Annotated in this window: 23 protein-coding genes; 3 read left to right on the forward strand and 20 right to left on the reverse strand. The window is 44.3% G+C overall.

Annotated elements, in window-relative coordinates:
* Positions 1-51: 51 nt before the first annotated feature.
* The 6 genes from AC503W_RS15050 to AC503W_RS15075 are packed head-to-tail and all read right to left on the reverse strand — an operon-like array spanning position 52 to position 5,152.
* The gene (locus AC503W_RS15050; RefSeq protein WP_427650685.1) at positions 52-1,209 is read right to left on the reverse strand and encodes an acyl-CoA dehydrogenase family protein; all 1,158 of its coding nucleotides are present in this window, start codon (positions 1,207-1,209) and stop codon (positions 52-54) included.
* Positions 1,206-2,381 carry an acyl-CoA dehydrogenase family protein gene (locus AC503W_RS15055; RefSeq protein WP_402957775.1) on the reverse strand — a complete coding sequence of 392 codons (1,176 nt, stop codon included), beginning with the start codon at positions 2,379-2,381 and terminating at the stop codon, positions 1,206-1,208. The genes AC503W_RS15050 and AC503W_RS15055 overlap by 4 nt, the downstream gene beginning before the upstream one ends.
* 4 nt (positions 2,382-2,385) lie before the next feature.
* Positions 2,386-2,739, reverse strand: a complete 354-nt coding sequence (locus AC503W_RS15060) for an AtuA-related protein (protein ID WP_402986647.1) — start codon at positions 2,737-2,739, stop codon at positions 2,386-2,388.
* Complete coding sequence (locus AC503W_RS15065) at positions 2,720-4,108, reverse strand: acyclic terpene utilization AtuA family protein (RefSeq protein ID WP_402957777.1); 1,389 nt, start codon at positions 4,106-4,108, stop codon at positions 2,720-2,722. Before AC503W_RS15065 ends, AC503W_RS15060 begins: the two co-directional genes overlap by 20 nt.
* A 23-nt stretch (positions 4,109-4,131) precedes the next feature.
* Positions 4,132-4,341 (reverse strand): acetyl-CoA carboxylase biotin carboxyl carrier protein subunit, encoded by a 210-nt coding sequence (locus AC503W_RS15070; protein WP_494914706.1) that lies wholly within the window; start codon positions 4,339-4,341, stop codon positions 4,132-4,134.
* Between the two features lie 22 nt (positions 4,342-4,363).
* The gene (locus AC503W_RS15075; protein ID WP_402874830.1) at positions 4,364-5,152 is read right to left on the reverse strand and encodes an enoyl-CoA hydratase/isomerase family protein; all 789 of its coding nucleotides are present in this window, start codon (positions 5,150-5,152) and stop codon (positions 4,364-4,366) included.
* Positions 5,153-5,448: 296 nt separating this feature from the next.
* Here AC503W_RS15075 and AC503W_RS15080 point away from each other — a divergent pair, with 296 nt between their 5' ends.
* Complete coding sequence (locus AC503W_RS15080; protein ID WP_494914708.1) at positions 5,449-7,563, forward strand: sigma 54-interacting transcriptional regulator; 2,115 nt, start codon at positions 5,449-5,451, stop codon at positions 7,561-7,563.
* Between the two features lie 52 nt (positions 7,564-7,615).
* Here AC503W_RS15080 and trmB read toward each other — a convergent pair whose 3' ends face one another.
* The gene (gene trmB / locus AC503W_RS15085) at positions 7,616-8,254 is read right to left on the reverse strand and encodes a tRNA (guanosine(46)-N7)-methyltransferase TrmB (RefSeq protein WP_402874824.1); all 639 of its coding nucleotides are present in this window, start codon (positions 8,252-8,254) and stop codon (positions 7,616-7,618) included.
* A gap of 246 nt (positions 8,255-8,500) precedes the next feature.
* On the opposite strand from trmB, the gene AC503W_RS15090 reads away from it, so the two are divergent.
* Entirely contained in the window at positions 8,501-8,779 is a 279-nt protein-coding gene (locus tag AC503W_RS15090) for a YtzH-like family protein (RefSeq protein WP_407406261.1), read from the forward strand.
* Here the strand turns inward: AC503W_RS15090 and AC503W_RS15095 are convergent.
* The 7 genes from AC503W_RS15095 to AC503W_RS15125 all read right to left on the reverse strand — a co-directional run bounded on the left by AC503W_RS15095 (position 8,776) and on the right by AC503W_RS15125 (position 16,700).
* Positions 8,776-9,558 carry a phosphotransferase gene (locus AC503W_RS15095; RefSeq protein WP_402874818.1) on the reverse strand — a complete coding sequence of 261 codons (783 nt, stop codon included), beginning with the start codon at positions 9,556-9,558 and terminating at the stop codon, positions 8,776-8,778. The two genes, AC503W_RS15090 and AC503W_RS15095, sit on opposite strands and share 4 nt — an antisense overlap.
* 858 nt (positions 9,559-10,416) lie before the next feature.
* On the reverse strand, positions 10,417-11,403 hold the full coding sequence (locus tag AC503W_RS15100) for an NERD domain-containing protein (RefSeq protein ID WP_402874816.1): 987 nt from the start codon (positions 11,401-11,403) through the stop codon (positions 10,417-10,419).
* Between the two features lie 24 nt (positions 11,404-11,427).
* A complete protein-coding gene (gene thpR / locus AC503W_RS15105) occupies positions 11,428-11,982 on the reverse strand; it encodes an RNA 2',3'-cyclic phosphodiesterase (protein WP_427650688.1) in 555 nt (184 codons plus the stop codon).
* Between the two features lie 272 nt (positions 11,983-12,254).
* On the reverse strand, positions 12,255-13,487 hold the full coding sequence (locus AC503W_RS15110; RefSeq protein ID WP_427650689.1) for an Nramp family divalent metal transporter: 1,233 nt from the start codon (positions 13,485-13,487) through the stop codon (positions 12,255-12,257).
* Positions 13,488-13,696: 209 nt separating this feature from the next.
* Positions 13,697-14,551, reverse strand: coding sequence for a D-amino-acid transaminase (gene dat / locus AC503W_RS15115; RefSeq protein WP_402874807.1), 855 nt, complete (start codon positions 14,549-14,551; stop codon positions 13,697-13,699).
* A gap of 21 nt (positions 14,552-14,572) precedes the next feature.
* The gene (gene pepV, locus AC503W_RS15120) at positions 14,573-15,985 is read right to left on the reverse strand and encodes a dipeptidase PepV (RefSeq protein WP_494914712.1); all 1,413 of its coding nucleotides are present in this window, start codon (positions 15,983-15,985) and stop codon (positions 14,573-14,575) included.
* A gap of 229 nt (positions 15,986-16,214) precedes the next feature.
* Complete coding sequence (locus AC503W_RS15125) at positions 16,215-16,700, reverse strand: DedA family protein (protein ID WP_402874802.1); 486 nt, start codon at positions 16,698-16,700, stop codon at positions 16,215-16,217.
* Positions 16,701-16,919: 219 nt separating this feature from the next.
* Between AC503W_RS15125 and AC503W_RS15130 the strand changes: the two genes are divergently transcribed.
* Positions 16,920-17,594 (forward strand): VOC family protein, encoded by a 675-nt coding sequence (locus AC503W_RS15130; protein ID WP_494914715.1) that lies wholly within the window; start codon positions 16,920-16,922, stop codon positions 17,592-17,594.
* A 34-nt stretch (positions 17,595-17,628) separates the two neighbouring features.
* Here AC503W_RS15130 and lepB read toward each other — a convergent pair whose 3' ends face one another.
* The 6 genes from lepB to AC503W_RS15160 all read right to left on the reverse strand — a co-directional run bounded on the left by lepB (position 17,629) and on the right by AC503W_RS15160 (position 21,409).
* Entirely contained in the window at positions 17,629-18,177 is a 549-nt protein-coding gene (gene lepB, locus AC503W_RS15135) for a signal peptidase I (protein ID WP_402986666.1), read from the reverse strand.
* Between the two features lie 272 nt (positions 18,178-18,449).
* Positions 18,450-18,872: a DUF4064 domain-containing protein gene (locus tag AC503W_RS15140; RefSeq protein WP_494914718.1), complete on the reverse strand. Its 423-nt coding sequence runs from the start codon at positions 18,870-18,872 to the stop codon at positions 18,450-18,452.
* A gap of 89 nt (positions 18,873-18,961) precedes the next feature.
* Positions 18,962-19,138, reverse strand: coding sequence for a DUF4083 domain-containing protein (locus AC503W_RS15145; RefSeq protein WP_494914720.1), 177 nt, complete (start codon positions 19,136-19,138; stop codon positions 18,962-18,964).
* A gap of 80 nt (positions 19,139-19,218) precedes the next feature.
* Complete coding sequence (locus AC503W_RS15150; RefSeq protein WP_402874786.1) at positions 19,219-20,022, reverse strand: uroporphyrinogen-III synthase; 804 nt, start codon at positions 20,020-20,022, stop codon at positions 19,219-19,221.
* A 157-nt stretch (positions 20,023-20,179) separates the two neighbouring features.
* A complete protein-coding gene (locus tag AC503W_RS15155) occupies positions 20,180-20,884 on the reverse strand; it encodes a DsbA family oxidoreductase (RefSeq protein WP_402874783.1) in 705 nt (234 codons plus the stop codon).
* Between the two features lie 75 nt (positions 20,885-20,959).
* Positions 20,960-21,409 carry an RrF2 family transcriptional regulator gene (locus AC503W_RS15160; protein ID WP_403122198.1) on the reverse strand — a complete coding sequence of 150 codons (450 nt, stop codon included), beginning with the start codon at positions 21,407-21,409 and terminating at the stop codon, positions 20,960-20,962.
* Positions 21,410-21,484 lie beyond the last annotated feature (75 nt).

The raw sequence follows: 21,484 nt of genomic DNA on the forward strand, positions 1-21,484 counted from the left end.
CCAGCCACCTCACTTTTAAAAATACCAAGGGCATATTAATAGAGACTTGTGTTAAAACCCATCTGTAATTTTCAAGCGTTTCGATAAAATCTCGCGCATGATTTGTGTTGTCCCCCCACCAATTGGCTGAAGCCGGGCATCCCGCCAGTACCTCTGTATCGGGTATTCCATCATATATCCGTTTCCACCGTGAATTTGAAGGGCCTCATCACAGACCCGATTCACCATTTCAGCAGCATACGCCTTCGCCATCGTAGCTTCGGTCGTTACGTTGACCCCCTTGCCGTACTGTTCAACGGCCCGGTACGTAATGTTCTTTGCCTTTTCAATATCGACAGCCATATCGACGAGCTTATGGCGCAGTACTTGAAACTGCAGGATTGAATCTCCGAATTGCTTGCGATCCCTTGCATATTGAACCGTTTCTTCCAACACCTTCTCCGCAAGCGCCACGCTCGTGAACGCCATCGTCAACCGCTCCCACTGGAAATTGACCATGATTTTCTTAAACCCTTCATTTTCCTCACCAATCATGTTTTCGACCGGTATTTTCATATTTTCAAAATACAGCTCACCCGTATCGGAACTGCGCCAGCCTAGTTTATCGAGCTTCTTGCCAACGGAAAAACCTTCCCAGGCCGTCTCGACAATGAATAAAGACAGACTCATATGTGGCAGGCTGTCAGCCGTTTTCGCAGCGACAATGATGAAATCCGCATTCACTCCATTTGTGATGAAGGTTTTGGATCCATTCAAGATGTAATGGTCCCCTTCTCTCACAGCTTTAGTGGCAATGGATGATACATCACTTCCCGCACTGGGCTCCGTAATGCCGAGTGCGGCAATCTTCTCTCCCTTGATTGCCGGGACCAAATATTTTTCTTTTTGTTCATGGGACCCAAAACGCCATATCGGTGTAGTCGCAATCCCGATATGCGCACCAATGGCCGCACCGGTCCCTCCCGCACCACATTTAGAAAGTTCCTCCAAAAACACCATCTCTGTCACTAAATCCAAACCGAGTCCACCATATTCTTCAGGATATTTAATCCCTAAAAACCCGAGTTCAGCCATTCGTTCAAATAAGACGCGAGGCGTTTCCCCTGCTTCTTCATATTGTTCAACGTAAGGGGTGACCTCCTTTTCAATGAACTTGCGTACCGATTTCCGAAAGATTTTATGCTCTTCTGTAAAAATCCAATGGCTCATCGTCTGACCACCTCCTTGTATTCTTCCAAGCCCATTGTTTTTGCGATGATTTCTTTCATGATTTCATCGGTTCCGCCGCCAATCCTATATAATCTGGTGTCTCTCCAGATCCGTTGAATGGGATATTCCATCATATAGCCATTGCCCCCAAAAATCTGAAGGGCACGATCGGCGACCCAATGAGCCATTTTCGCCGCTGCCAATTTAGCCATGGAGATTTCCTTTGCCGGAATCTCGCCACGACCGAAGCGGTATGCCGTTGCATAGGTCATCTCCTTCACGACCTCAATCTCCGTCTTCATTTCTGTCAATAAATGGCTGATCACTTGGAAATTGGCGATTTCCTGATAAAATTGCTTTCTTGTTCTTGCATAATCACGTGCCAGCTCATATGCATAATCGGCCATCCCTACTGATCCCGCAGCTCCAATCAGCCGTTCGCCCTGTAGTTCCCACATAATCTGCATGAAACCTTTCCCCTCGACGCCCAGAAGGTTCGTATATGGTACACGTACGTCTTCAAATACAAGCTCTGCTGTATCCGAAGAACGCATCCCGAGTTTATCCAGCTTCTTTGCTACGGTTACACCGGGAAGGTCCAAATCCACTAGAATCATCGAAATCCCTTTATGTCCAGGTGCATCTGACGTCCTTACGACAAGCGTGATGAAATCAGCGCGCGTACCATTCGTAATGAAGGTTTTTGCACCGTTGATGATCCATGTGTCCCCATCACGGCGCGCCCGCGTTTCAATCGAGGCGACATCCGAACCATGATTTGGCTCGGAAATCCCGATAGCCGCAATTTTTTCACCTCGGATGGCGGGTTTTAAATAGGTTTCCTTCTGTTCATCGGTGCCGAATTCCAATATCGGCGGTGTCGCCATATCAGTTTGGACCGCAATCGCCATCGGAAAGCCACCCACGCCGCTGCGGGCCATTTCTTCGGCAAAAACCACGCCAGCAAAGTAATCCCAACCTTGACCACCGACCTCTTCCGGATAACGAAGACCGAGGTACCCTAAATCCCCCATTCTTTTAAATAGGTCACGAGGAAAAATTCCGTCCTTTTCCCACTCTGCTACGTATGGTGTAATTTCTTTTTCAACAAACTTTCGAACCGTCTTCCTTAGTTCGTGATGTTCGTCAGTAAAATATGGTTCATAGCTCATTTCTTCACACCCCAACCTTTAATAGTTTGCTAGCCAATTCTTCCGGGACTTCAATCGGGAAACGCAAGATATTGGAACCGAAACATTTCCCCAAGTTGTCGATTCTAAGCGATGACGATCCGCCGCCGCCCAATGCTTCATGGCAAACGAAATTCAAGGCGGAGATATTTGGCATCTCATAACGGATGACTTCCCCTTTCACAAGCTCTGTAAAGAACTCCTTCACCGCCTGGGACGTCATTTGTACTTTAAGATACGGATACAGTTCCTCACTATTGGCAAAGACACCGATATTGACTGTATTGCCTTTATCTCCTGAGCGGGCATGTGCGATGAGATTAAGAGTCACTTTTGGCATACGCTTCAACCTCCTTGATCGATACCGAAATATTTGCTTCCACCCATTCCCGATCAATCAGCGTCGACCACATGCCAAGCAACTGTCTGGTTGGGATATTGCCTACTGCCGACAATGTCGGCGGACCATTCAAGGCAAGCGGGGGAATCAACCTGCGGAAACCGTCTGCCACCCGTTTATCCTGGGCTTTGACAACAATCCGCACATACAATTCATTAATATCCTCCTGCGGTAACTTAGCAAGTGGGCCATGAAGCGAATTGTAACCGACGAAATCAGTGCGAATTTCGTCGAAAGGAAGTCCCCTCTGCTCTAGCTGGTTACGGATGATTCGGTCTGCACTTTTCGCTTTTTCGAATGCATCGGGCCACGAATAGCCAATGAGTGCCTGACCCATGTAACCGTTTTCAAATCCCATTACAGCTTTTAACGTTTTCGGGCTTTCCTTCCCCTTCACTCCCTTCACCTTCACTTCATCCTTGCCGACCTGTTCTAGCGTAACGCCTGTGATATCCACCACGACGTCTGGCGTGATATAAGCGGATGGATCGTGGATTTCATACAGCATTTGCTCTTTGACCGTATCCACGGAAACGAGACCACCGCTATCCTTTGGCTTGGTGACGATGAATTCACCGTTTTCATACATCTCGGCTATCGGGTAACCGATATTTTCAAAGTTTTCGATGTCCTGCCACCTGCCACTAAAATTACCGCCAGTCGATTGTGCTGAACACTCTAACAAATGACCCATGAAAATGCCGCTTGCAAGCCTGTTCCAATCATCCTTTTCCCAACCGAATTCATAAATCAAAGGGGCGAGGAACTGCGCGGTATCCGTTGACCTTCCGGAAATGACCACATCCGCCCCTTGCCTTAAGGCCTCCACAAGTGGCTGTGAGCCGATATATGCATTCGCAAACAGTAATTTTTGCTGAACTTCTTTCGTGAATGGCCGGCCTGTTTCCAAATCCTCCAAGTCCATTCCAAGCTCAATTAGTTCATCGATATGTGGCAAAATATTATCACCCGTAATGACTGCGACCTTTAAATCGTTCAGGCCAAGCTCCCTAGCGATACTCAGCACTTCTTCTTGTGCACCGATCGGATTAATACCACCCGCATTCGTCAAGATCTTGATCCCTTTCTCCTTTGCAAGAGGCAACAGCATATTCATAGCGATGCCAATATCTTTCGTATAGCCCGTGTCTTCCCGCTTTTGTTTATCCTTTGCCAAAATGGCCATCGTCAGTTCAGCTAAACAATCAAATGATAGGTAATCTATATCCCCATATTGAACATTCATGAGCGCCCCATTAAACGTATCTCCGTAAAAGCCTTGTGCCGCTCCGACTCGAACCGATTTCATTTTAGCTCCACCCCTTTCAACCTTCATTCGATAATAGCCACAACATCATGTTCCTGGATGAAATCCCCTTCTTGAACGGAAATGGTCTTTACGGTTCCCCCCGTTTCCGCAGTGATCGGGATTTCCATTTTCATGGATTCCAAAATGACGATCGTTTCACCCGCTTCCACCTGTTTCCCTGACTCACTTGTGATTTTCCAAACAGACCCACTCATCGGCACCGTTACTTTCATCTTCATCCATCTCCTTTTCGTTTTATCTTCCTGTCCAAACCGGTGACCGTTTTTCTATAAAGGCCATGGCTCCTTCTTTCAAATCCTCACTCTGAAAAGACACGATCCGCATCATCGACAATAAATCCATTGATTTTGGCAAATCCACCTGTTCCGTCAAATAGAAGGCCTCCAGACTAAGTCGTACGGCAAGCGGACTATAGGATGCCACCTGTTTTGCCAGCTTCCACGCCTCTTCCTCCAATTGATCATGCGGGACGACTTTGTGGACCAGCTGTAAATCCTTTGCCTCCAATGCCGTATAGGTATTTGCCGTAAGCATCATTTCAAGCAGCTTACGATCGCCAACGGCGCGCCTTACAAGCGGCATGATCACAAAGGGAACAATGCCCAGCTTCAGTTCGGTCAATCCGATTTTCGCTTTATCAGAGGCTACTGCGAGATGGCTCATCGCAACCAACCCGGCTCCCCCTCCAAGGGCCGCTCCATTCACTGCGGCGATAATGGGCGTTTTGACGGTGGAACCTAGTTTAAAGAGCCCTGTACTTTCAATTCCCTCTTCATATAGTTGGGGTGCAGACTTAGTCAAATTCCCCTGAAATCCTCTAATATCCGCTCCAGCTGAAAAAGCTTTACCGGTACCCGTCAATAAAATGGAACGGATATCCTCTTTGTCATCCGCAAAGCGAATGGCCTGGACCAGTTCCTTACACATTTCCATCGACAAGGGATTTCTCATTTCCGGCATGTTTAAACGGATTAACGCTACCTGCTCGGTTTCTTCATAGGTTATCGTCTGATAATTGCTCAATAATTTTCACCTCACCATTTTGATACTTAGTATTAATGCAAGCCTCATGCCAACTTTACGTTTTTTTCTTTTTTAAAATGGAACTTTTGACTGAATCTGCTTACACCACCATTTTTTTATCAATGGGGCAAACCTCCTCCTCCGGATTACTCGTCATGAATGTCGTTCCTTCAGTGAACATTTGTGTTTTTTTCAAACCATCTGTCTTTAAAAGTGGACATTTAATTACATTGTATTTATTGGAATATTTTGTATAATCATAGGTATGAGGAACTTTTAAAAGGAAGAGGGATGTTATGCAGGTCACCAATATCATGACCCACCACTTCATAAGATTGACTCCCGAGACCACCATCCAGAAAGTTTTGGAACTATTTCTAGAACAACGGCAAGATATTGCGTGCGTGTTCAAGGATGGGGAATTCACCGGAATCGTAACCAGGAATTCGATAACACGCTTAATCTTGCAGCGTGCCCAATTAGAGGATTCAATTGAGCGGGCAATCATCAATCCCGTTGTCAGCTTCCTGGAAGATGATAGCGTTTTCAAAGCGAAGGAAGTGCTGTTGCATTCAAATATTGCCCATTCCGTCATCATGAATAGCAAGAAAGAGGTTACTGGCATCTTATCCAGGGCCAGTATCGTCACGGGCCTGATTACCGAGTCGGAGCACCTTGCCAAACGGCTCAGGGTATTAATGAATCATTTAAGTTCGGGTGTCATTTCGGTTAATATGGACGAAAGAATCGACTCATTAAATGAAGCTGCCCAAAACCTCCTAGGAAACCAAAAGAATGATCAGATTCTCGATAAGCCTATTTCTTCTGTCATACCTTCCATATTGCCCACTGTTAAGGAAGCCTTAAAAACCGGAACCGCCTTTGAGACGATGAAAATCGATATCAATCATACGACTCTCATGTATTCTGTTTTGCCACTTAAGGAATGGAATCAAATTATTGGCGCCATGATTGTACTAGAGGATGTGACCAAATATGAAAAGATTGCCAGTGAATTGGAGTCCACGAAGAAAATCGAGCAAACTCTCGACAATGCATTGGAACTTGCCTATGATGCTGTCCTGCTCACAGATTCTGCAGGAATGATTACTAAAGCGAATCAAGGATTTTTGAATATGATCGAGGTGGACTCATTGGCTGAAGTGATTGGCCAACCATTGAGAAAAGTTGCCCCGGAAATTTTCAGGTCCATGGCAAGCCTGGGTGAGGAAACACAAGGAATGTATGTAAATGTTAAGAGGAATAAAGCGATATTGACAAAGAAAACAATGAAGAAAGAAGGGCGCAGCATCGGGACCATCATTAAAATCATCTATAAACAACTTGATGCGTGGAAGGAATTATTCGCGCATATGGACAAGCTAGAACATGAACTCAACCATTACCGCCAGGAGTTGAGCAGAGTATCCCAACTTAACATGACATTTTCCCAACTAGTAACCATCAGTCCCCTCCTCCAGCGCTTGAAGCAGGAGGCTTTTACTGCGGCCCAGGGATTTTCCAGCATCCTGATAGTCGGTGAAAGCGGGACTGGAAAGGAATTGCTCGCCAATGGCATCAATCTCGCATCAGGACGGAAAGGAAGTTTCATTAAAATTAATTGTGCGGCGATCCCGGAAGCCCTGCTTGAGTCTGAGTTTTTCGGATATGATGAAGGAGCTTTTTCAGGAGCGTTAAAAGGCGGGAAACCCGGGAAATTCGAGCTTGCGGAAGGTGGCACTCTCTTGCTTGACGAGATTGGTGAAATGCCGCTATCCCTTCAGGTAAAGCTTCTACGCGTATTACAGGAAAAAGAGTATGAGCGCGTCGGCGGCACTAAAACACGCAAATCCGATGTTCGGATTCTCGCATCGACCAACCGGAACCTCCTCCAGCTCATTAAAGAAGGGAAATTTCGGGAAGATCTCTATTACCGGCTCAATGTCATCCAACTTGAAATCCCTCCACTCCGAAAAAGACTGGAAGACATACCGATTTTATGTGAGCATTTCATGCAAAAATTTCAGCGCTATAATCCTAAAGGCGTCATCGGTGTAACGACGGATGCCATTCAGAAGCTACAAAAATATAATTGGCCAGGCAATGTGCGCCAGCTTGAAAATGTGTTAGAACGTGCCTATCACTTTTGTTCAGAAAACTGGATAACCGACTACCATATCCAATTAGAAACCACTACCCCGCAGCCAAACCAAAACACACTAAACCCATCTTATCCAACCAAGACCCTTTTCCCAAAGAAACAAATTGAAGATACCGAAAAAGAAATTTTACTTGAAGCTCTCGCACAAACAAAAGGAAATAAGACAGAAGCTGCACAATTACTTGGCATCAGCCGATCGAACATCTATCAAAAGTTGAAAAGATACGGAGTGATCACTACTTTCCAATAAAGGCTACTCCAAACAAAAAAACCAGACGCCCATCGCCTGGTTTTTTTGCACGTTACCGGTATTTTGCTTCTAAACGGTAGATCACATTGCCTTTACTTGAGAACTTCTCTTCGTATTCCGTCATGATATTGCCTTCGAAATCACTGTTATGCAAATCAAGACTCACATATTTCAACAGCATGCCATACTCGGAAATGCTCTTCAAGGATGACTCGAACAGACCTTGGTTATCCGTTTTAAAGTGGATTTCCCCTTGATCCGGAAGAATGCTTTCATACGTTTCAAGGAAGGTCTTATACGTTAACCGGCGCTTCGCGTGACGCGATTTCGGCCATGGATCGGAAAAATTCAAATAAACGCGGTCCACGTCACCTTTTGCAAAGTAATCTGCTAAATTGGCTGCATCCACGTTCAACAGCTTTAAGTTTGGCACATCCGCTTCAATAAGCAAATCGAGTGCCGCAACGATTACACTTCTATATACTTCAATTCCAATGAAATTCACATCAGGATGGGCTTTTGCCATTTCTGTAATAAAACGGCCTTTTCCCGTACCTACTTCAATATATAACGGATTATCGTTACCGAATACTTCATGCCATTTACCTTTATGGCTCACTGGCTGCTGAATCACATATTGCGGATATTCATTCAAACGGTCTTCAGCCCAAGGTTTATTTCTTAAACGCATGATGACACCCCTATTTATAATATAATCGTTCAAACCATAACACGAGATTATGGATTCCTGCAAGTTCATTTTCTCGTAATCGGACTGCTCCATTCCCTCATTAAACAAAAAAACTGCCGGCCATCCAGGCGGCAGTCTCTGCGATTATCATGTATAAAACTTTTTGCAACACACACCATAATCAAGAGAACAGCAAAAAAATCTTTAGGGATCCAGTTGATTTCATAATTAGAAAGGAGCGATAATATGCCGCTTTCCCATGAAAACCAATTACATCTGTTAAAAGACATTTTATACAACCAAAACACGGACTGTTGCGGTTCCGTCGCCGAATATGAACAAGTTGAAAGGCTTGTCAAATCATTGATGGTCAATGCCGATATCGATCAAAATGTAAAAACGATACTAAAAGAAATTTACGAATATAGCCAGACAGGCATCGGAGCCTCGGATTTAGAGGCACATATCAATTCCCATCAGGACGATTTGTCCCAATGGATTGATGACATCGATCAATTTAATTAACCGTCCATTAATAGTGATTCAAGTTTCATCAGTAAATCATTTCTTTCCTCGTACCGCTCTCTACTATGATGCCACTGGATGGAAAGCACGAGTTGGGAAACTGTGTGCCATTTCATCCTCATTTCCAATCCCGCATCCAGCTTTTTACCGTAACGGGCTAACCATTGTTCCCATTCGCCGCGTGGCACATAAGAATACAATAGCATGCCAAGATCGATGGCTGGATCACCAATGACCGGAGCATCCCAATCAATTAAAAACAATCCGTCGGTTTCGGTCATAAGCCAATTATTATGGTTCACGTCGCAATGGCACACGACATTCTCATCGCATTCAATCAACAGTAGGTTATTCTCTAGAAATTGAATGGCCTGCTTGATGATCATTAGGTTATTTACCTCTAAAGATAAACCGTTTTCTATGTCTGTAAGTATACTTTCAGGCCGTAAAGGACTTTTACCAAGCCTTTTAAGCATGCTTAATAAAGGGTCGGATTGATGTATTTTCTGAAGCAGTTTGGCAACCCTCTCTTTGGCCATTTCTGCTTGAGTTAGCTCCCTACCTTCCATCCAATGCTGGGCCGTAATCACATCCCCATTTGCGAGGCGTTTTGTCCACACTAATTTTGGAACAATGCCCTCGGCCGAAAGAACAGCTAAAAATGGCGATGAATTTCGTTTCAGGAACAGCTTTTGCCCATCTTTCTCGGCAATGAACGCTTCTCCCGTAGCTCCTCCAGCAGGGGATATATCCCACTCCTGACCTATTAAATGTTCCAACTGGCTCACCTTCGATTTCCTCGCTTAATCATACAAATGTAAGTACGTTCACCTAGTGTATGTAATACCACTACCTAATGTTTATTAAAGAACCCGCCTGTTGGCGTAGCTGCATGTATACGTGCATCGGAACTAATCCCGCAATAAAACATCATTATGATAAGAAAATAAAAAATAGCTATTGAGCAATCTAACAATAGCCATAAATTAAATTTTAGTTGAAATATGGTTTCTTCGTCAAGTACTATAAAACGATTATACCCATAAAACAAGTACAAAGGAATCATTTCGAAAAGGATAAGCATTGACTACCCTTGAACATGACCTGAAATTTCTCCTTCAGGACCCCTACTTCTACCTCATTCATCCCGACATTTTCTCCATCTGCCTGACCTTTGGCGGACCCGAAAATTCTAAACGGCTCTCACTTTACCGGAAATAGAGTCCACGTTCTTCATTTACACCTTTCCATCATGCGTTCAGGAAGCACAATCCATGCTTTATAAAGATGGAGATATCATCGACTGTAGGTAGCTCGTAGCTCAAGGGAGCTCTTTCCCCATCAGTCCTTAGGCCCTTGAAGGTATGTAAAAATAATTTTTCGATAAAATGAATAGATAAATTAATTTACCCGTTTTTATAAAATTCAACCATTTATTTAAGGGGGGAACGGTTCACTCCATAGGTGATTGCAGACATCATACAAAAAAATAAGAAAGTGATTCATTCGATTAGCCGTTTCTGAACACCTTTTACATAGTCCTTTCCGAACCACCTCGAATGGGGGGCCAGTGGTTGCATAAGGGAATGAATCCGCTCCGTTTATGACTTCGTGTAGCAGACCATCCCCTCCAACGATTATGAATCCTGTTGTTGATCGGCATCCCATTCCGGACGTAGGCTTGAAGTCGTTTGGCAATAATCCAAGAGAGCCTGTGCCCCTTTTAGCTGTTGCGCCTTAAGCGGGGAAGATATCGACCGCATCCTGTCAAACCATTCCGGAAAAGTCCGCTTATCCAATAAATCAATGTCGTATGGAGTCTCCGGGTAATCCATATAGCCATTCCGCGAAAGGACCACTTTTTTTATCGGTAGATTCACTTCATACAGTTCAAATAACTGAGAAACTATACTTCCCATCCGGTTAACGGCCAAGAAAGGATTGAGAACTTTTTTGTCCGGATACTTATGATGCCGCCGTAGCCAAAACCGATCGCTCGATCCAATAAAGGCTGCATCCTCTTCCGCTTCGAGAAAGGTGATGCACCAGACATCCACTGGCGTAAGCAAAATGACATCGACTTCGATCGGAGCATTTTTCAATAGAAAGATAGGTTTATATAAAACAAGAAATGTATCAGGAAAACGCTGCAGGAAAAAGCGGAGTTTTTCTTCTAGAAAGAATGATTGGTCCACATAAGACCTTTCACGAAGCGTCGAGCTGCCCCATTTCATCTGGAAACGAAGTAACTGGTTTAAGAAATTCTGCTTAAGTTCATCCAAGTTTGCTGGATTTGCAGGTACCCTTAACGAAAAGACATTATGATTGATCACGGGATTCGGTATATGAATTTCTTCGGCCTCTTTCTCTTGACCGTCCGACCTTTGGAACAATCCTTTTACTTTACGGAAGAGCCCCTTTGGCTCTTCCTCCGTCGTCGTGCCTTTGAACAGGGTTTGTTCTTCATCCGGTTGACTGTACAGCTGTTCTAGCTCCCCTGCGTGATAGGCGGCCTGCAGTTTATCCCACTGTTGTTTTTTTAACTTTGCAAATTGTGACGGATATCGATAAATATCCTGCTCATACCGGGAAATATAATCCTGTATTTTTATGAGCTGTGCCATTCGACCACCACCCATCTTCCTCTATTATTGAAGGTTTATTGTATATACTGGTTCGTATGAGGGGGATGCCCCAAGATGTGTCTGATAAAGGGCTATTTGGGAAGCTTGAAATGCTTTCGCTTCCGGATTTGCCAGCTGACGGGCCTCATTGATGGAAAAAGGGGTCTCACCCTCGAATTTCCTGGCCAGAGTAATATGCGGTTTGAACGGTTTTTTGTCCAATTCAAAACCTGCCTCTACGCATGATGCATAGATTTTCTTTTGGATGAAAGTCAGCCTTTCTTCCTGTTTGACGCCTGCCCACAAAATACGCGGGCTCTCTTTTTTACCAAAAACATCGATCCCCTCTACCTCGAGCTCAAACGACTGTTCATTGGCGAGTGCACGTTTTATTTTTTCCAGCGCTTCTTCTTTCATTGTATCTTCGGCATTTCCCAGAAATGCCATCGTAATATGATAATCGGCTGGATGTAACCATTTCTTAAATGGAAACTCCGATTTCACTTCATTTGTCTGGTTATGTAAATGATGCTTAATATCATCTGGCAGTACTAAAGCAAAGAAAAAATGAGTATTCATCGGACACTAACATCCCTTCCCGTTTTCTATATAATTTTACCATAATTCCCACGCAAAAACTTCCCTAGTAGCATCAAACGCGGAGCCCTTCTCAGTCTCCCCTTTTCCCCGTTATTCATGCCACCTTATGACTACAACAATTCGTATATCCATCGCTCTTCCATTAGGCTACCCCCGCTTCTTACACCTTCCTTAGGAAAGGAAAGGAAAGCAAAAGAGAAGGACCATCAGCCAGCTGGTCCTCCCCTTTGCTTTATCCAATTTTAATGGCATTACCCAAGTAGCGTCTCATATAGCAAAAACAGGTTCAGTCCGATAATGAGGACTGCGATGACCCAGGCACACCCGGACGTCACTTTGTGATTGACTAGATTGCCCATGATTTTCTTATCACTTGTAAACCGTATGAGCGGAATGAGCGCAAATGCAATCCCAAACGATAGTACGACTTGACTCATTACGAGTGCTTTGGACGGATTCACTCCCATCAAAATGATCACTAATGGAGGAATCGTCGTGATCAGCCTTCTCAAATAGATGGGGATATGTTTTTTTATGAACCCCTGCATGACGACATCCCCTGTGAGCATACCGACGGACGAGCTTGATAGACCGGCAAACAATAAGCCGATTCCAAAAAACATGGCAACAGATGGCCCTAGCATCAAGGCAAATTGGTCATAGGCCACATCCAAATCTTCTACAAGCACCCCACTTTTATGAAACAATGCAGCCGAAACCACTAGCATGGCAGCATTGATGGCACCCGCTATGAGCATGGCAATGACGATATCGATAAACTCGAAACGAAAAATCCGTTTCCTTTCCATTTCGTCCTTCCCAACGATTCGCTTTTGCGTCAGAGAAGAATGTAGATATATCGCATGTGGCATGACAGTCGCCCCAAGCATCCCAGCTGATAGTAAAATGCTATCGACTCCTTCGAACTTGGGTGTAAGAAGCCCCATAAGGAGTGCTGAGGTGTCCGGTTTTGCATAAAAAACTTGGGCGCCAAAAGCAAGCACCACCACGAATATCATCCCTGTGATCAACGCTTCGAATGTACGGTATCCTCTGCGCTGAAACTCTAAAATGGCAAATGACCCGATTGCCGCAATAAGCGCGGAAGTGATAAGCGGAAGATCGAACAGTAAATAAATCCCGAGTGCCGCTCCGATAAACTCGGCTAAATCCGTCGCCATTATGACGATTTCGGCTTGAATCCATAAAAAGAACGAAGACTTTTTGGAAAATGTCTCACGGCATAGTTCAGGAAGGTTTTTCCCTGTTGCTATTCCTAATTTTGCAGACAAGGACTGTATCAAGACCGCCATTAAATTGGACGCAAGAATAACCCATAATAACGTATAGCCATATTTTGAACCCGCGGCAATGTTCGTTGCGTAATTCCCTGGATCAATGTAAGCAACGGCGGCTATAAAAGCTGGCCCTAAAAAGGGGAGCAGCTTTTTAAAGCCTCTCGTATCTCCATGTAAAGAAGACATGCACTCCAACTCCTTTTTATACGCGGCTTAAAAAGTTGCGCAAGGTAAACTTTTGATATGAAAAAGTATATGCCTGTAGTTTGAAAATGTCAAAATGGATGCTTACTAAAAAAGGACCGTATAGGGAACGGGTTCATGAGCATGTTGCGTTTCGAAAAATGTACACATAGAAATCCCCCTGCCTCCATTCAGACAGGGGGATTGGGAATCTATTCAGTTAAACTACCACATTGTCGCTCGATTTCCTGTGTAAATAACTTTTGTAGTTGGAGTGTGATGCTTCCGGCCTTTCCATCCCCAATCAATTGCCCATCGATTGCGGTGATTGGCGTGATTTCAACGCCTGTGCTTGTATACAGGACTTCATCCGCATCCATCATGTCCGAGAGGGTGAAAGGTTCTTCAACATAAGAAATGCCCTTATCGTTGCACAGCTTAAGTAGGATCTGGCGGGTAATCCCATTCAGGATCAGATTCGTTGCCGGGTGCGTCTTCAGCGTACCCTTCACGATGATCGCCACATTGGATGAACTTCCCTCCGTAACCGTTCCATCCCGATGTTGAATCGCTTCGTCGCAGCCTGCTTCAACGGCTTGCTGCTTAGCCAATATATTACCTAGTAAATTCAAGCTCTTGATGTTGCAACGTAACCAGCGGATATCCTCAACCGTGACAGCTTTGACCCCAGGCTTACTTCCTGTATATGGCATGTCCTTGGTATAAGCGACAAAAACAGGGTCTACTTCACCTATTGGAAATGCGTGATTACGGGGCGAAGTGCCTCTCGTCAATTGCATGTAGACAATACCATATTCCAGATTCTCTGCAGTAATCAGTTCTTTTGTCCTTTCCTTGATCTCTGCCACTGTAAAAGGAACCTTCAGTTGAATCAGTTTCGCGCTGTCCATGAGTCGGTTTAGGTGCATGTCGGCTGCAAATAGTTTTCCGTTATAAACACGGATGACTTCATAAACACCATCACCGAACTGGTATCCTCGATCCTCGACATCTATCTGGATGGCAGACCGGTCTTTCAATTCACCGTTATAAATGATCTTCCCCATGTCTTACTCCTTCTTAACCTCTTATTTGGCTAGTTCATGAATGGCACGGGCATAAATGGCCGTTGCCTTCAGCATATCTTCTATATCGATATACTCATCCTTTTGGTGCGCGATATCCTCACTACCTGGGAATAGGGGGCCGAATGCGACGCCTTCCTTCAATGAGCGGGCATATGTTCCGCCACCGATGGAAAGGAGCTCCGCTTGTTCACCTGTTTCCGCTTCATACACTTCTTGCAGCGTCTTGATCAAGAAGCTATCACTGTTCACATAGTGAGGTGTCGAAAGCGAATTGGATTCCACACGTAGATTATATGTGGAAAGCTTTTGTTCTAACGCTTCTTTTTGCTTTTCCCATTCATATGTGACCGGGTAACGCATACTGAATCCGATGGAGCTATCGCCTTGTTTCGAATAATTGAATGTGCCGGCATTGATCGTCAATTCACCTGTTTGTTCATCCGTATAGGCGACACCCAACTTAGTGCCACGGGAATCTTCAAATAGATAATCCTTGATGAAAGTGAAATAGGATTTTGCATGGGGATCTAGTGATAAGTCCGCCAAGAACACAGCTAAATGCAGACCCGCATTGACTCCATTTTTCGGTTCCATCGCATGGGCTGAAACCCCATTCAGTTCTAGTAGGACTTGATTTTTTTGTGGAACAGCCTGTCCTTTCAGCGAATATCTTTGTAAATAGTTCTGGTAGCCTGCAACGATTTCAGCAGGGTTGGCCGCTTCCACAATGGCCGTTGCAAAATCGGGTACCATATTCGTTCTTCGGCCTGAAGAAAATTCCAAAACATTCACTTCTGAATTCGTTCCGTGTCCTGCATCCGCTGGCTGAATGATGGAATAATCCCAGATTCCTTTTTCCGCACTGATGATAGGGAAATCTGCATCCGGGGCAAAGCCCATCGTCGGCATTTCCTCCACTTCGAAATAGCGATCGACACAACGCCAATCTGATTCCTCATCCGTACCAATGATCATTCGAACACGCTTGTTCAATGGCTTGCCAAGCTCCCGGACAAGTTTCATGGCATGATAAGCTGCCATCGTCGGCCCTTTATCGTCGATTGCCCCACGCGCGTAAATCCGCCCGTTGCGTATCTCGGCGCCAAATGGATCAGAGCTCCAGCCATCTCCTTCAGGAACTACATCGACATGACATAAAATCCCGATTAACTCCTCACCCTCGCCCATTTCAATATGCCCGGCAACATTATCGACATTTTTCACGGTAAATCCGTCTTTTTCCGCTAACTGGAGCATATAATCCAATGCTTCCTTGACTCCTTTGCCAAATGGAGCCTCCTCTGTTGCTTGGCTTTCATCCAATACACTCTTTATCTTCAATAGGTTCTGTGTATCGACCAAAAGGTCCATTTTTCTTTTTTCTACTTCTTCGCGCCAATTCAATTCACTCAAATCATGACAACTCCCTTTTTCATATATTTCTCATTTTATCACTATTTCTATATTTATCGCCAAGTGTTGAGACCATTCTTTCTTATTCCCGTAATTTGACGCTCATAAAACAGGTACATGATTCAATCACAATCCACTCATAAAAAATAGACCCGCTTCCACGAACAGAACGGATCTCCATCATATATAAAGGAACCAGTCTTTGTTGCCAGGCAAGCCCCATTATCCTTTAAGTTAAAACACCAATGAAATAGCCAACAGCAGTAAACACCAAGCACCAACTGAATGCCCCTACACCAGCAAAGATACAATATTTGCGTTTACCCATTCCATTCATTCCAGAAAAATAACTGGCAAAATGGCGGATTCCCGGAATGAAATAGGCGATGATAAGGGTCCACGGTCCGTATTTATTAAACCATCTCTCAAGACTCTCCAACCGTGTCGGAGTCATCCGAATCCACCTTCCATGTTTCCTTAGGAAAGGCTTGCCAATTTTTTTCCCGATGAAATAACTGACCAACATCCCCGAAACCGAACCTAGAAAGCTGACAAAGAATGCACCTTGTACATTCAAAACAGAAATAGAAGCCAAATAGCCGACAAACGTCATCATGAACTCATCGGGAACAGGCAACCCGATGATCCCTAATGCTAAAAGTCCATATATCGCAAAATAACCATAGTTTGAAATTAACTCTTTTACCATGTCCATTCTTCGTACTCCATCTCAGACACCCTATGTAAGAAGTAATCCAATTTCGGTACGGGTCTGGTTAACGTGATTACTTCTATTTTATAGAATAACCCAATTTAACCCAAATGAGTGGTTTTTCTAAAAAAAACTTCAAAATTCGCAGATAAATTTCCTTTTGGCGCTTATCCAGCCGAATTATTTTATAATGGAAGAAATAAGGAAAAGGGGTGTGAAGTTATGCTGATCAACAAAGTAAACCTCGCTTCAAATTCTCTAGCAAAAACAAAAGCTTTTTATCTGAACCGGCTTGGCGCCAAATTACTCGGGGAGACACCTAATAGCTTTTCGATAAAGATAGGGGCAAGTGAATTGATTTTCACTGAAGCCAAAAGCGGTAGCAAGCCATTCTATCATTTGGCCTTCAACATCCCTTCCAATCAATTCAAGGAGGCGAAGAAATGGATCACCGCACGCACTCCTTTAAATAGGGAAGAGGGGGTTGATGAAGTGTACTTCAAGAATATCCATGCCCATTCGCTTTATTTCACCGACCCTAGCCATAATGTTGTCGAGTTCATTGCAAGGCATTCCATCGCACCCGAGAGCAATGAGCCTTTTTCAATGAACTCTTTATTAAGCATCGGGGAGATCAATCTGACGACTCGGGATATCGAGGGGATTGGCCAACAGCTGATCAACAGGAATATCCCAATCCGGGATGGCGAATCCTTGAATCCCGATGGTCTTACATTCATGGGTAGCGACGGGGCATTTCTATTGTTGGGCAAACCAGGACGACGGTGGATTTTTTCAGAGCAATATGCAGAAATCCATCCTCTCATGATAGAAGTCGATTTCAAAACACGCATCATCCAAGACGGTGCAGGCGAAACGCGGATTTCTAAAACATAACGAAAGAACGGACTCGATTGTCGAGTCCGTTCCTTTATTTCACGATTTTAAATTCCTTGATCGGCCAATACACCAAATTCGCCTTACCGACTATTTCCTCTATGGAAACGGGTCCGATTTCACGGCTGTCCAGACTATTCTGGCGGTTGTCCCCCATCACGAACAGGTGGTCATCCGGTACGGTCATGCTACCTGACACTTCCTCAAGCTTGAAAGAACCGGTCAATGGCTCCCCACCCATTTCTTCTTTATATTCATCTAAATAGGGTTCATCATATTTCTTGCCATTAATATAAAGCGTATCATCCTTATATTCAATATGATCACCTGGGAGGCCAATCACCCGTTTTATGTAATCTTTATCTTCCGTTGCATGGAAGACGACGATATCAAATCGGTCGATGCTACCAATACTCGTGCCAAACTTAGTGAGCACAATTCTTTCATGATCTTGTAAAGTCGGCATCATAGATTCCCCATCCACGACTATAGGGGCAAATATATATGTTCGAATCAGGAAAGCCAATACGACCGCAATCCCAATCGCTTTAACCCACGAAAAAACCTCTTTGCTTTTTTCCAATCGAAGTCCCTCTCTCTTGTGTTTTAGTCTAGTCATTATATCACAGTAAGGACATAATCACTTCATACAAATGCCCACATTTTCCCCTAACTTTGGCATATTATTGAATTATTCGTTATAGCGGTTGAATTATCCTTTCAGATGGTTGAATGTGGTTCAATTCTTCCGTTCAGTTTGGTACTTTTATGCAACCTAGCAAGAAGCGCATTCGATAGAGTAAATCGAATGCGCTCCTTCATTTGATGTAAACCACTAGACATGGAGAATGATATTTAATACGGCTTATATTCCATCTCTTCATTATGGATTCTTTCTTTCCTTACCAGGCACATAATTCCCGGCACGATGAAGAAGATCAGGGGCCATATATGGAATAGGGTAAGAATGCCGATAATGATGAACACCACTCCGGCCGCTTTCACTCTGCCCTTTTTCAAGAGAATGACGCCAATCAGTCCACCTAGCAGAGCAAACGCCAACGATACAATTCCTCCCCACAATAGTACGTGGAACAGTTGGAGTGTCATCTCCATTTCGGAAGCCGCCATCTCCACGTCGGAACCTAATGAATATTCAACCAGTTCCGTTAGGTCGACCGTGCTGGTGTAGACAGCCGTAATGATTCCCACAAGTAAGGAAATGGTTGCGATCGATACTCCAATAATGCTTAACACAAATTCACCGGTACGTTTCATATATACTTCCCCCCAAGAAAAAGTTACTTAGGTACTCTACCCCATTTAGGAAGGAAGTAAAGATTGTATGTAATATAACCGGGTCCTCTTCACTTTTTGTCTTTATCGATGCGTCCCTCAAGTTCTTCCGTCTTCTTTTCCACGCTGGAAACGCCTTTCGTATGTTTTTGAAAAAAACGAATGATTTTCACGATCATCACAACTAGTAATACAAGAAGTCCCAGGAAAAATAATTGCCACAATACATCACCAATAGTCCATTCCATATAAGGCTTCCCCCCTGTCATCAATCGGCGGCTTACTGAATGAAAGATTAGAAGACTAACGCTTTTACGATAGATTTCATTTAACTCGTATAAAACTTCACCAGCTCGACCATCGCACTGCCCATCCGTTGATCTTCTGGATAGATGACCCGGTCAATCCCTGCCTCGATGATGACTTGCGCCGTCACTTTACCGACAGCCAGGGCCACGACATCCGTTGCAAAGCGGTCAATTAAGCGTTTTTCCACACCTAGTTCACGGGCAAATCTCATCAAATTTCGAGGCTGGGGCGCACTCGTGAACACAACGGCATCTATTTTCCCATCGAGGATTTCCCCAATTAAGAGATGCATCGTTTCGGTTTCCGGGGCAATATGTTCATAGGGCAATATCTCTTTATGTTCGACTTTTTGTTCATCCAACCAGTTCATCAAAAGCGGTGCCGGATCTCCATGCAGTTGCAAGGCGACTTTCACACCGCCGAGCAAATGTCCATCAAGATTGCGAACCAATCCTGCCGTACTGCCATCATCATCACGGACGTCAGGCTCCAGGCCAAGCTTCTTAAGCAGGTTTTTCGTTTTATACCCACGAACGGCAATCTTCATTTTTTGCAAAGCTTCTATAAAACGGTCCCCCGCTTCCATTCTTACAGCGGTATTATATAAGAGTTCCGTGCCCACTCCCGTCGTAAGAATGATCCAATCGAACTCTCCTTCTATTAAACGGGTAACATCCTCCTCCAGATGGGAATCATCCAGATATACCGTGCCTTGTGCTGACCGGACAAGCGGGACGCCCCCTAGATTATCAACGATTTTACTGAGTTCTTCCATTTTCCTTGCTCCCAAAAGAGCAACTGTCCTGCCGTTAAGCTTACTCATTCATGACCCTCCATATGTATGCTTCATCTATAGTCTTATCCCCATTATACAAATTTTCAGTCTATGAAACTATAAAAAAGAAGCTTCTTTCCGTATCCCGGGATCCTTTACATAAAAAAAGAGACTCAGAACATGTCCAAGTCTCCATTCGTAGCGTTTACTTTTCCGGTACGCTACAAGAACCATCCGTGCAAGCATCCCCTGTTTCATTCACCATTTGCAACGGGTTTTCCTCTGCCCATACCTTCCTCAATGTATCTAAAAACGCTTCGGCAGGCTGAGCTCCTGAGACGCCGTACTTTCGGTTGATCACATAGAATGGAACTCCCGTAATCCCAAGCAAACTTCCTTCTTGTTCGTTGCCCCTTACTTCCGCCGTGAAGGCTGTGCCCGCTAACATCTTTTCCACTTCAGACTGATCAAGACCGACTTCTTCTGCCAAATCCGCCAATGTGGCATGGTCGCCGATATGCTTGCCTTCCGTGAAGTATGCTTTGAACAGACGTTCATTCATTTCTTTCCCTTTTCCTTTTGATTCGGCAAAATGCATCAAGCGGTGAGCATCAAAGGAATTCGTCAAGACGACTTTGTCTAAATGATAGTCAAGCCCCAACTCTGCAGCTTGTTGGGTCATATTTTGGCTGTTGGCTTCCACCTGAGCCTGTGACATGCCGTATTTCTTCGCCAACATCTCACTTTGGCTCATATTGATATCCCGTTCCGCTTCCGGATTCAACTCAAAACTACGGAATTCAACCTCGACCTGATCCTTATTTTCAAATTGATTCAACGCATCCTCGAAACGACGCTTTCCAATATAACAAAACGGACATTGATAATCCGACCAAATTTCCACCTTCATGTTAAGACCCTCCTTGAATTAAATGCAATTACTTTAAGCACATTATATAGGGCAGAATATCCTTCTGCAAGGATATTAGCCTAGGTACGCACTTTCGGAAAAATCAATTTTGTCCATGAACTGTTCTAGCGTGTACCCTTTCAAGAGCTTCAGGGTTTCCTGTTCTGCCTCATTCATGATTTCTTCCAAAGCATGATCAAGCTGTTTCCCGACTTCCCCGCATTCACTCGTATCCAGGAAATCAAGACATTCCGGTCGCACTGCCAGATATACATCTGCCAAGGTCAGGATATCGGCGGGTACATGAAGACTATATCCACCTTCACGCCCTTCCTTGGTCTCGACGATTCCAGCTACCGCAAGTTGGGACATCACCCTCCGTAAAAACGTAGCATGTGAATGGACCTTTGATGCAATCACGGAACTCGTCAGCAGCTTCCCACTTTGCGCCAGCCAAACCAGAGAGTGAATAGCAATGGCAAACCGAGCGGGACCGATTTGATTATTTTTAGTACTTGATGACATCACTATTTCCTCCTATATCTTCTATGAACTACTGTGAGACTAGTATACTATGTTCCTATCTCCCGAACAAATGGC

The organism is Peribacillus suis (assembly GCF_059384845.1).

Excerpts from the sequence above, each read along its gene's own strand:
- thpR (WP_427650688.1), bottom strand. The coding sequence starts at position 11,982 with ATGAATACTCATTTTTTCTTTGCTTTAGTACTGCCAGATGATATTAAG.
- AC503W_RS15060 (WP_402986647.1), bottom strand. The coding sequence starts at position 2,739 with ATGCCAAAAGTGACTCTTAATCTCATCGCACATGCCCGCTCAGGAGAT.
- AC503W_RS15100 (WP_402874816.1), bottom strand. The coding sequence starts at position 11,403 with ATGGCACAGCTCATAAAAATACAGGATTATATTTCCCGGTATGAGCAG.
- AC503W_RS15130 (WP_494914715.1), top strand. The coding sequence starts at position 16,920 with ATGCTGATCAACAAAGTAAACCTCGCTTCAAATTCTCTAGCAAAAACA.
- AC503W_RS15055 (WP_402957775.1), bottom strand. The coding sequence starts at position 2,381 with ATGAGCTATGAACCATATTTTACTGACGAACATCACGAACTAAGGAAG.
- AC503W_RS15140 (WP_494914718.1), bottom strand. The coding sequence starts at position 18,872 with ATGAAACGTACCGGTGAATTTGTGTTAAGCATTATTGGAGTATCGATC.
- AC503W_RS15155 (WP_402874783.1), bottom strand. The coding sequence starts at position 20,884 with ATGAAGGTGGAAATTTGGTCGGATTATCAATGTCCGTTTTGTTATATT.
- AC503W_RS15070 (WP_494914706.1), bottom strand. The coding sequence starts at position 4,341 with ATGAAAGTAACGGTGCCGATGAGTGGGTCTGTTTGGAAAATCACAAGT.
- trmB (WP_402874824.1), bottom strand. The coding sequence starts at position 8,254 with ATGCGTTTAAGAAATAAACCTTGGGCTGAAGACCGTTTGAATGAATAT.
- AC503W_RS15065 (WP_402957777.1), bottom strand. The coding sequence starts at position 4,108 with ATGAAATCGGTTCGAGTCGGAGCGGCACAAGGCTTTTACGGAGATACG.
- AC503W_RS15050 (WP_427650685.1), bottom strand. The coding sequence starts at position 1,209 with ATGAGCCATTGGATTTTTACAGAAGAGCATAAAATCTTTCGGAAATCG.
- AC503W_RS15145 (WP_494914720.1), bottom strand. The coding sequence starts at position 19,138 with ATGGAATGGACTATTGGTGATGTATTGTGGCAATTATTTTTCCTGGGA.
- AC503W_RS15110 (WP_427650689.1), bottom strand. The coding sequence starts at position 13,487 with ATGTCTTCTTTACATGGAGATACGAGAGGCTTTAAAAAGCTGCTCCCC.
- AC503W_RS15160 (WP_403122198.1), bottom strand. The coding sequence starts at position 21,409 with ATGTCATCAAGTACTAAAAATAATCAAATCGGTCCCGCTCGGTTTGCC.
- AC503W_RS15150 (WP_402874786.1), bottom strand. The coding sequence starts at position 20,022 with ATGAGTAAGCTTAACGGCAGGACAGTTGCTCTTTTGGGAGCAAGGAAA.
- AC503W_RS15080 (WP_494914708.1), top strand. The coding sequence starts at position 5,449 with ATGCAGGTCACCAATATCATGACCCACCACTTCATAAGATTGACTCCC.
- dat (WP_402874807.1), bottom strand. The coding sequence starts at position 14,551 with ATGGGGAAGATCATTTATAACGGTGAATTGAAAGACCGGTCTGCCATC.
- AC503W_RS15090 (WP_407406261.1), top strand. The coding sequence starts at position 8,501 with ATGCCGCTTTCCCATGAAAACCAATTACATCTGTTAAAAGACATTTTA.
- AC503W_RS15125 (WP_402874802.1), bottom strand. The coding sequence starts at position 16,700 with ATGGACATGGTAAAAGAGTTAATTTCAAACTATGGTTATTTTGCGATA.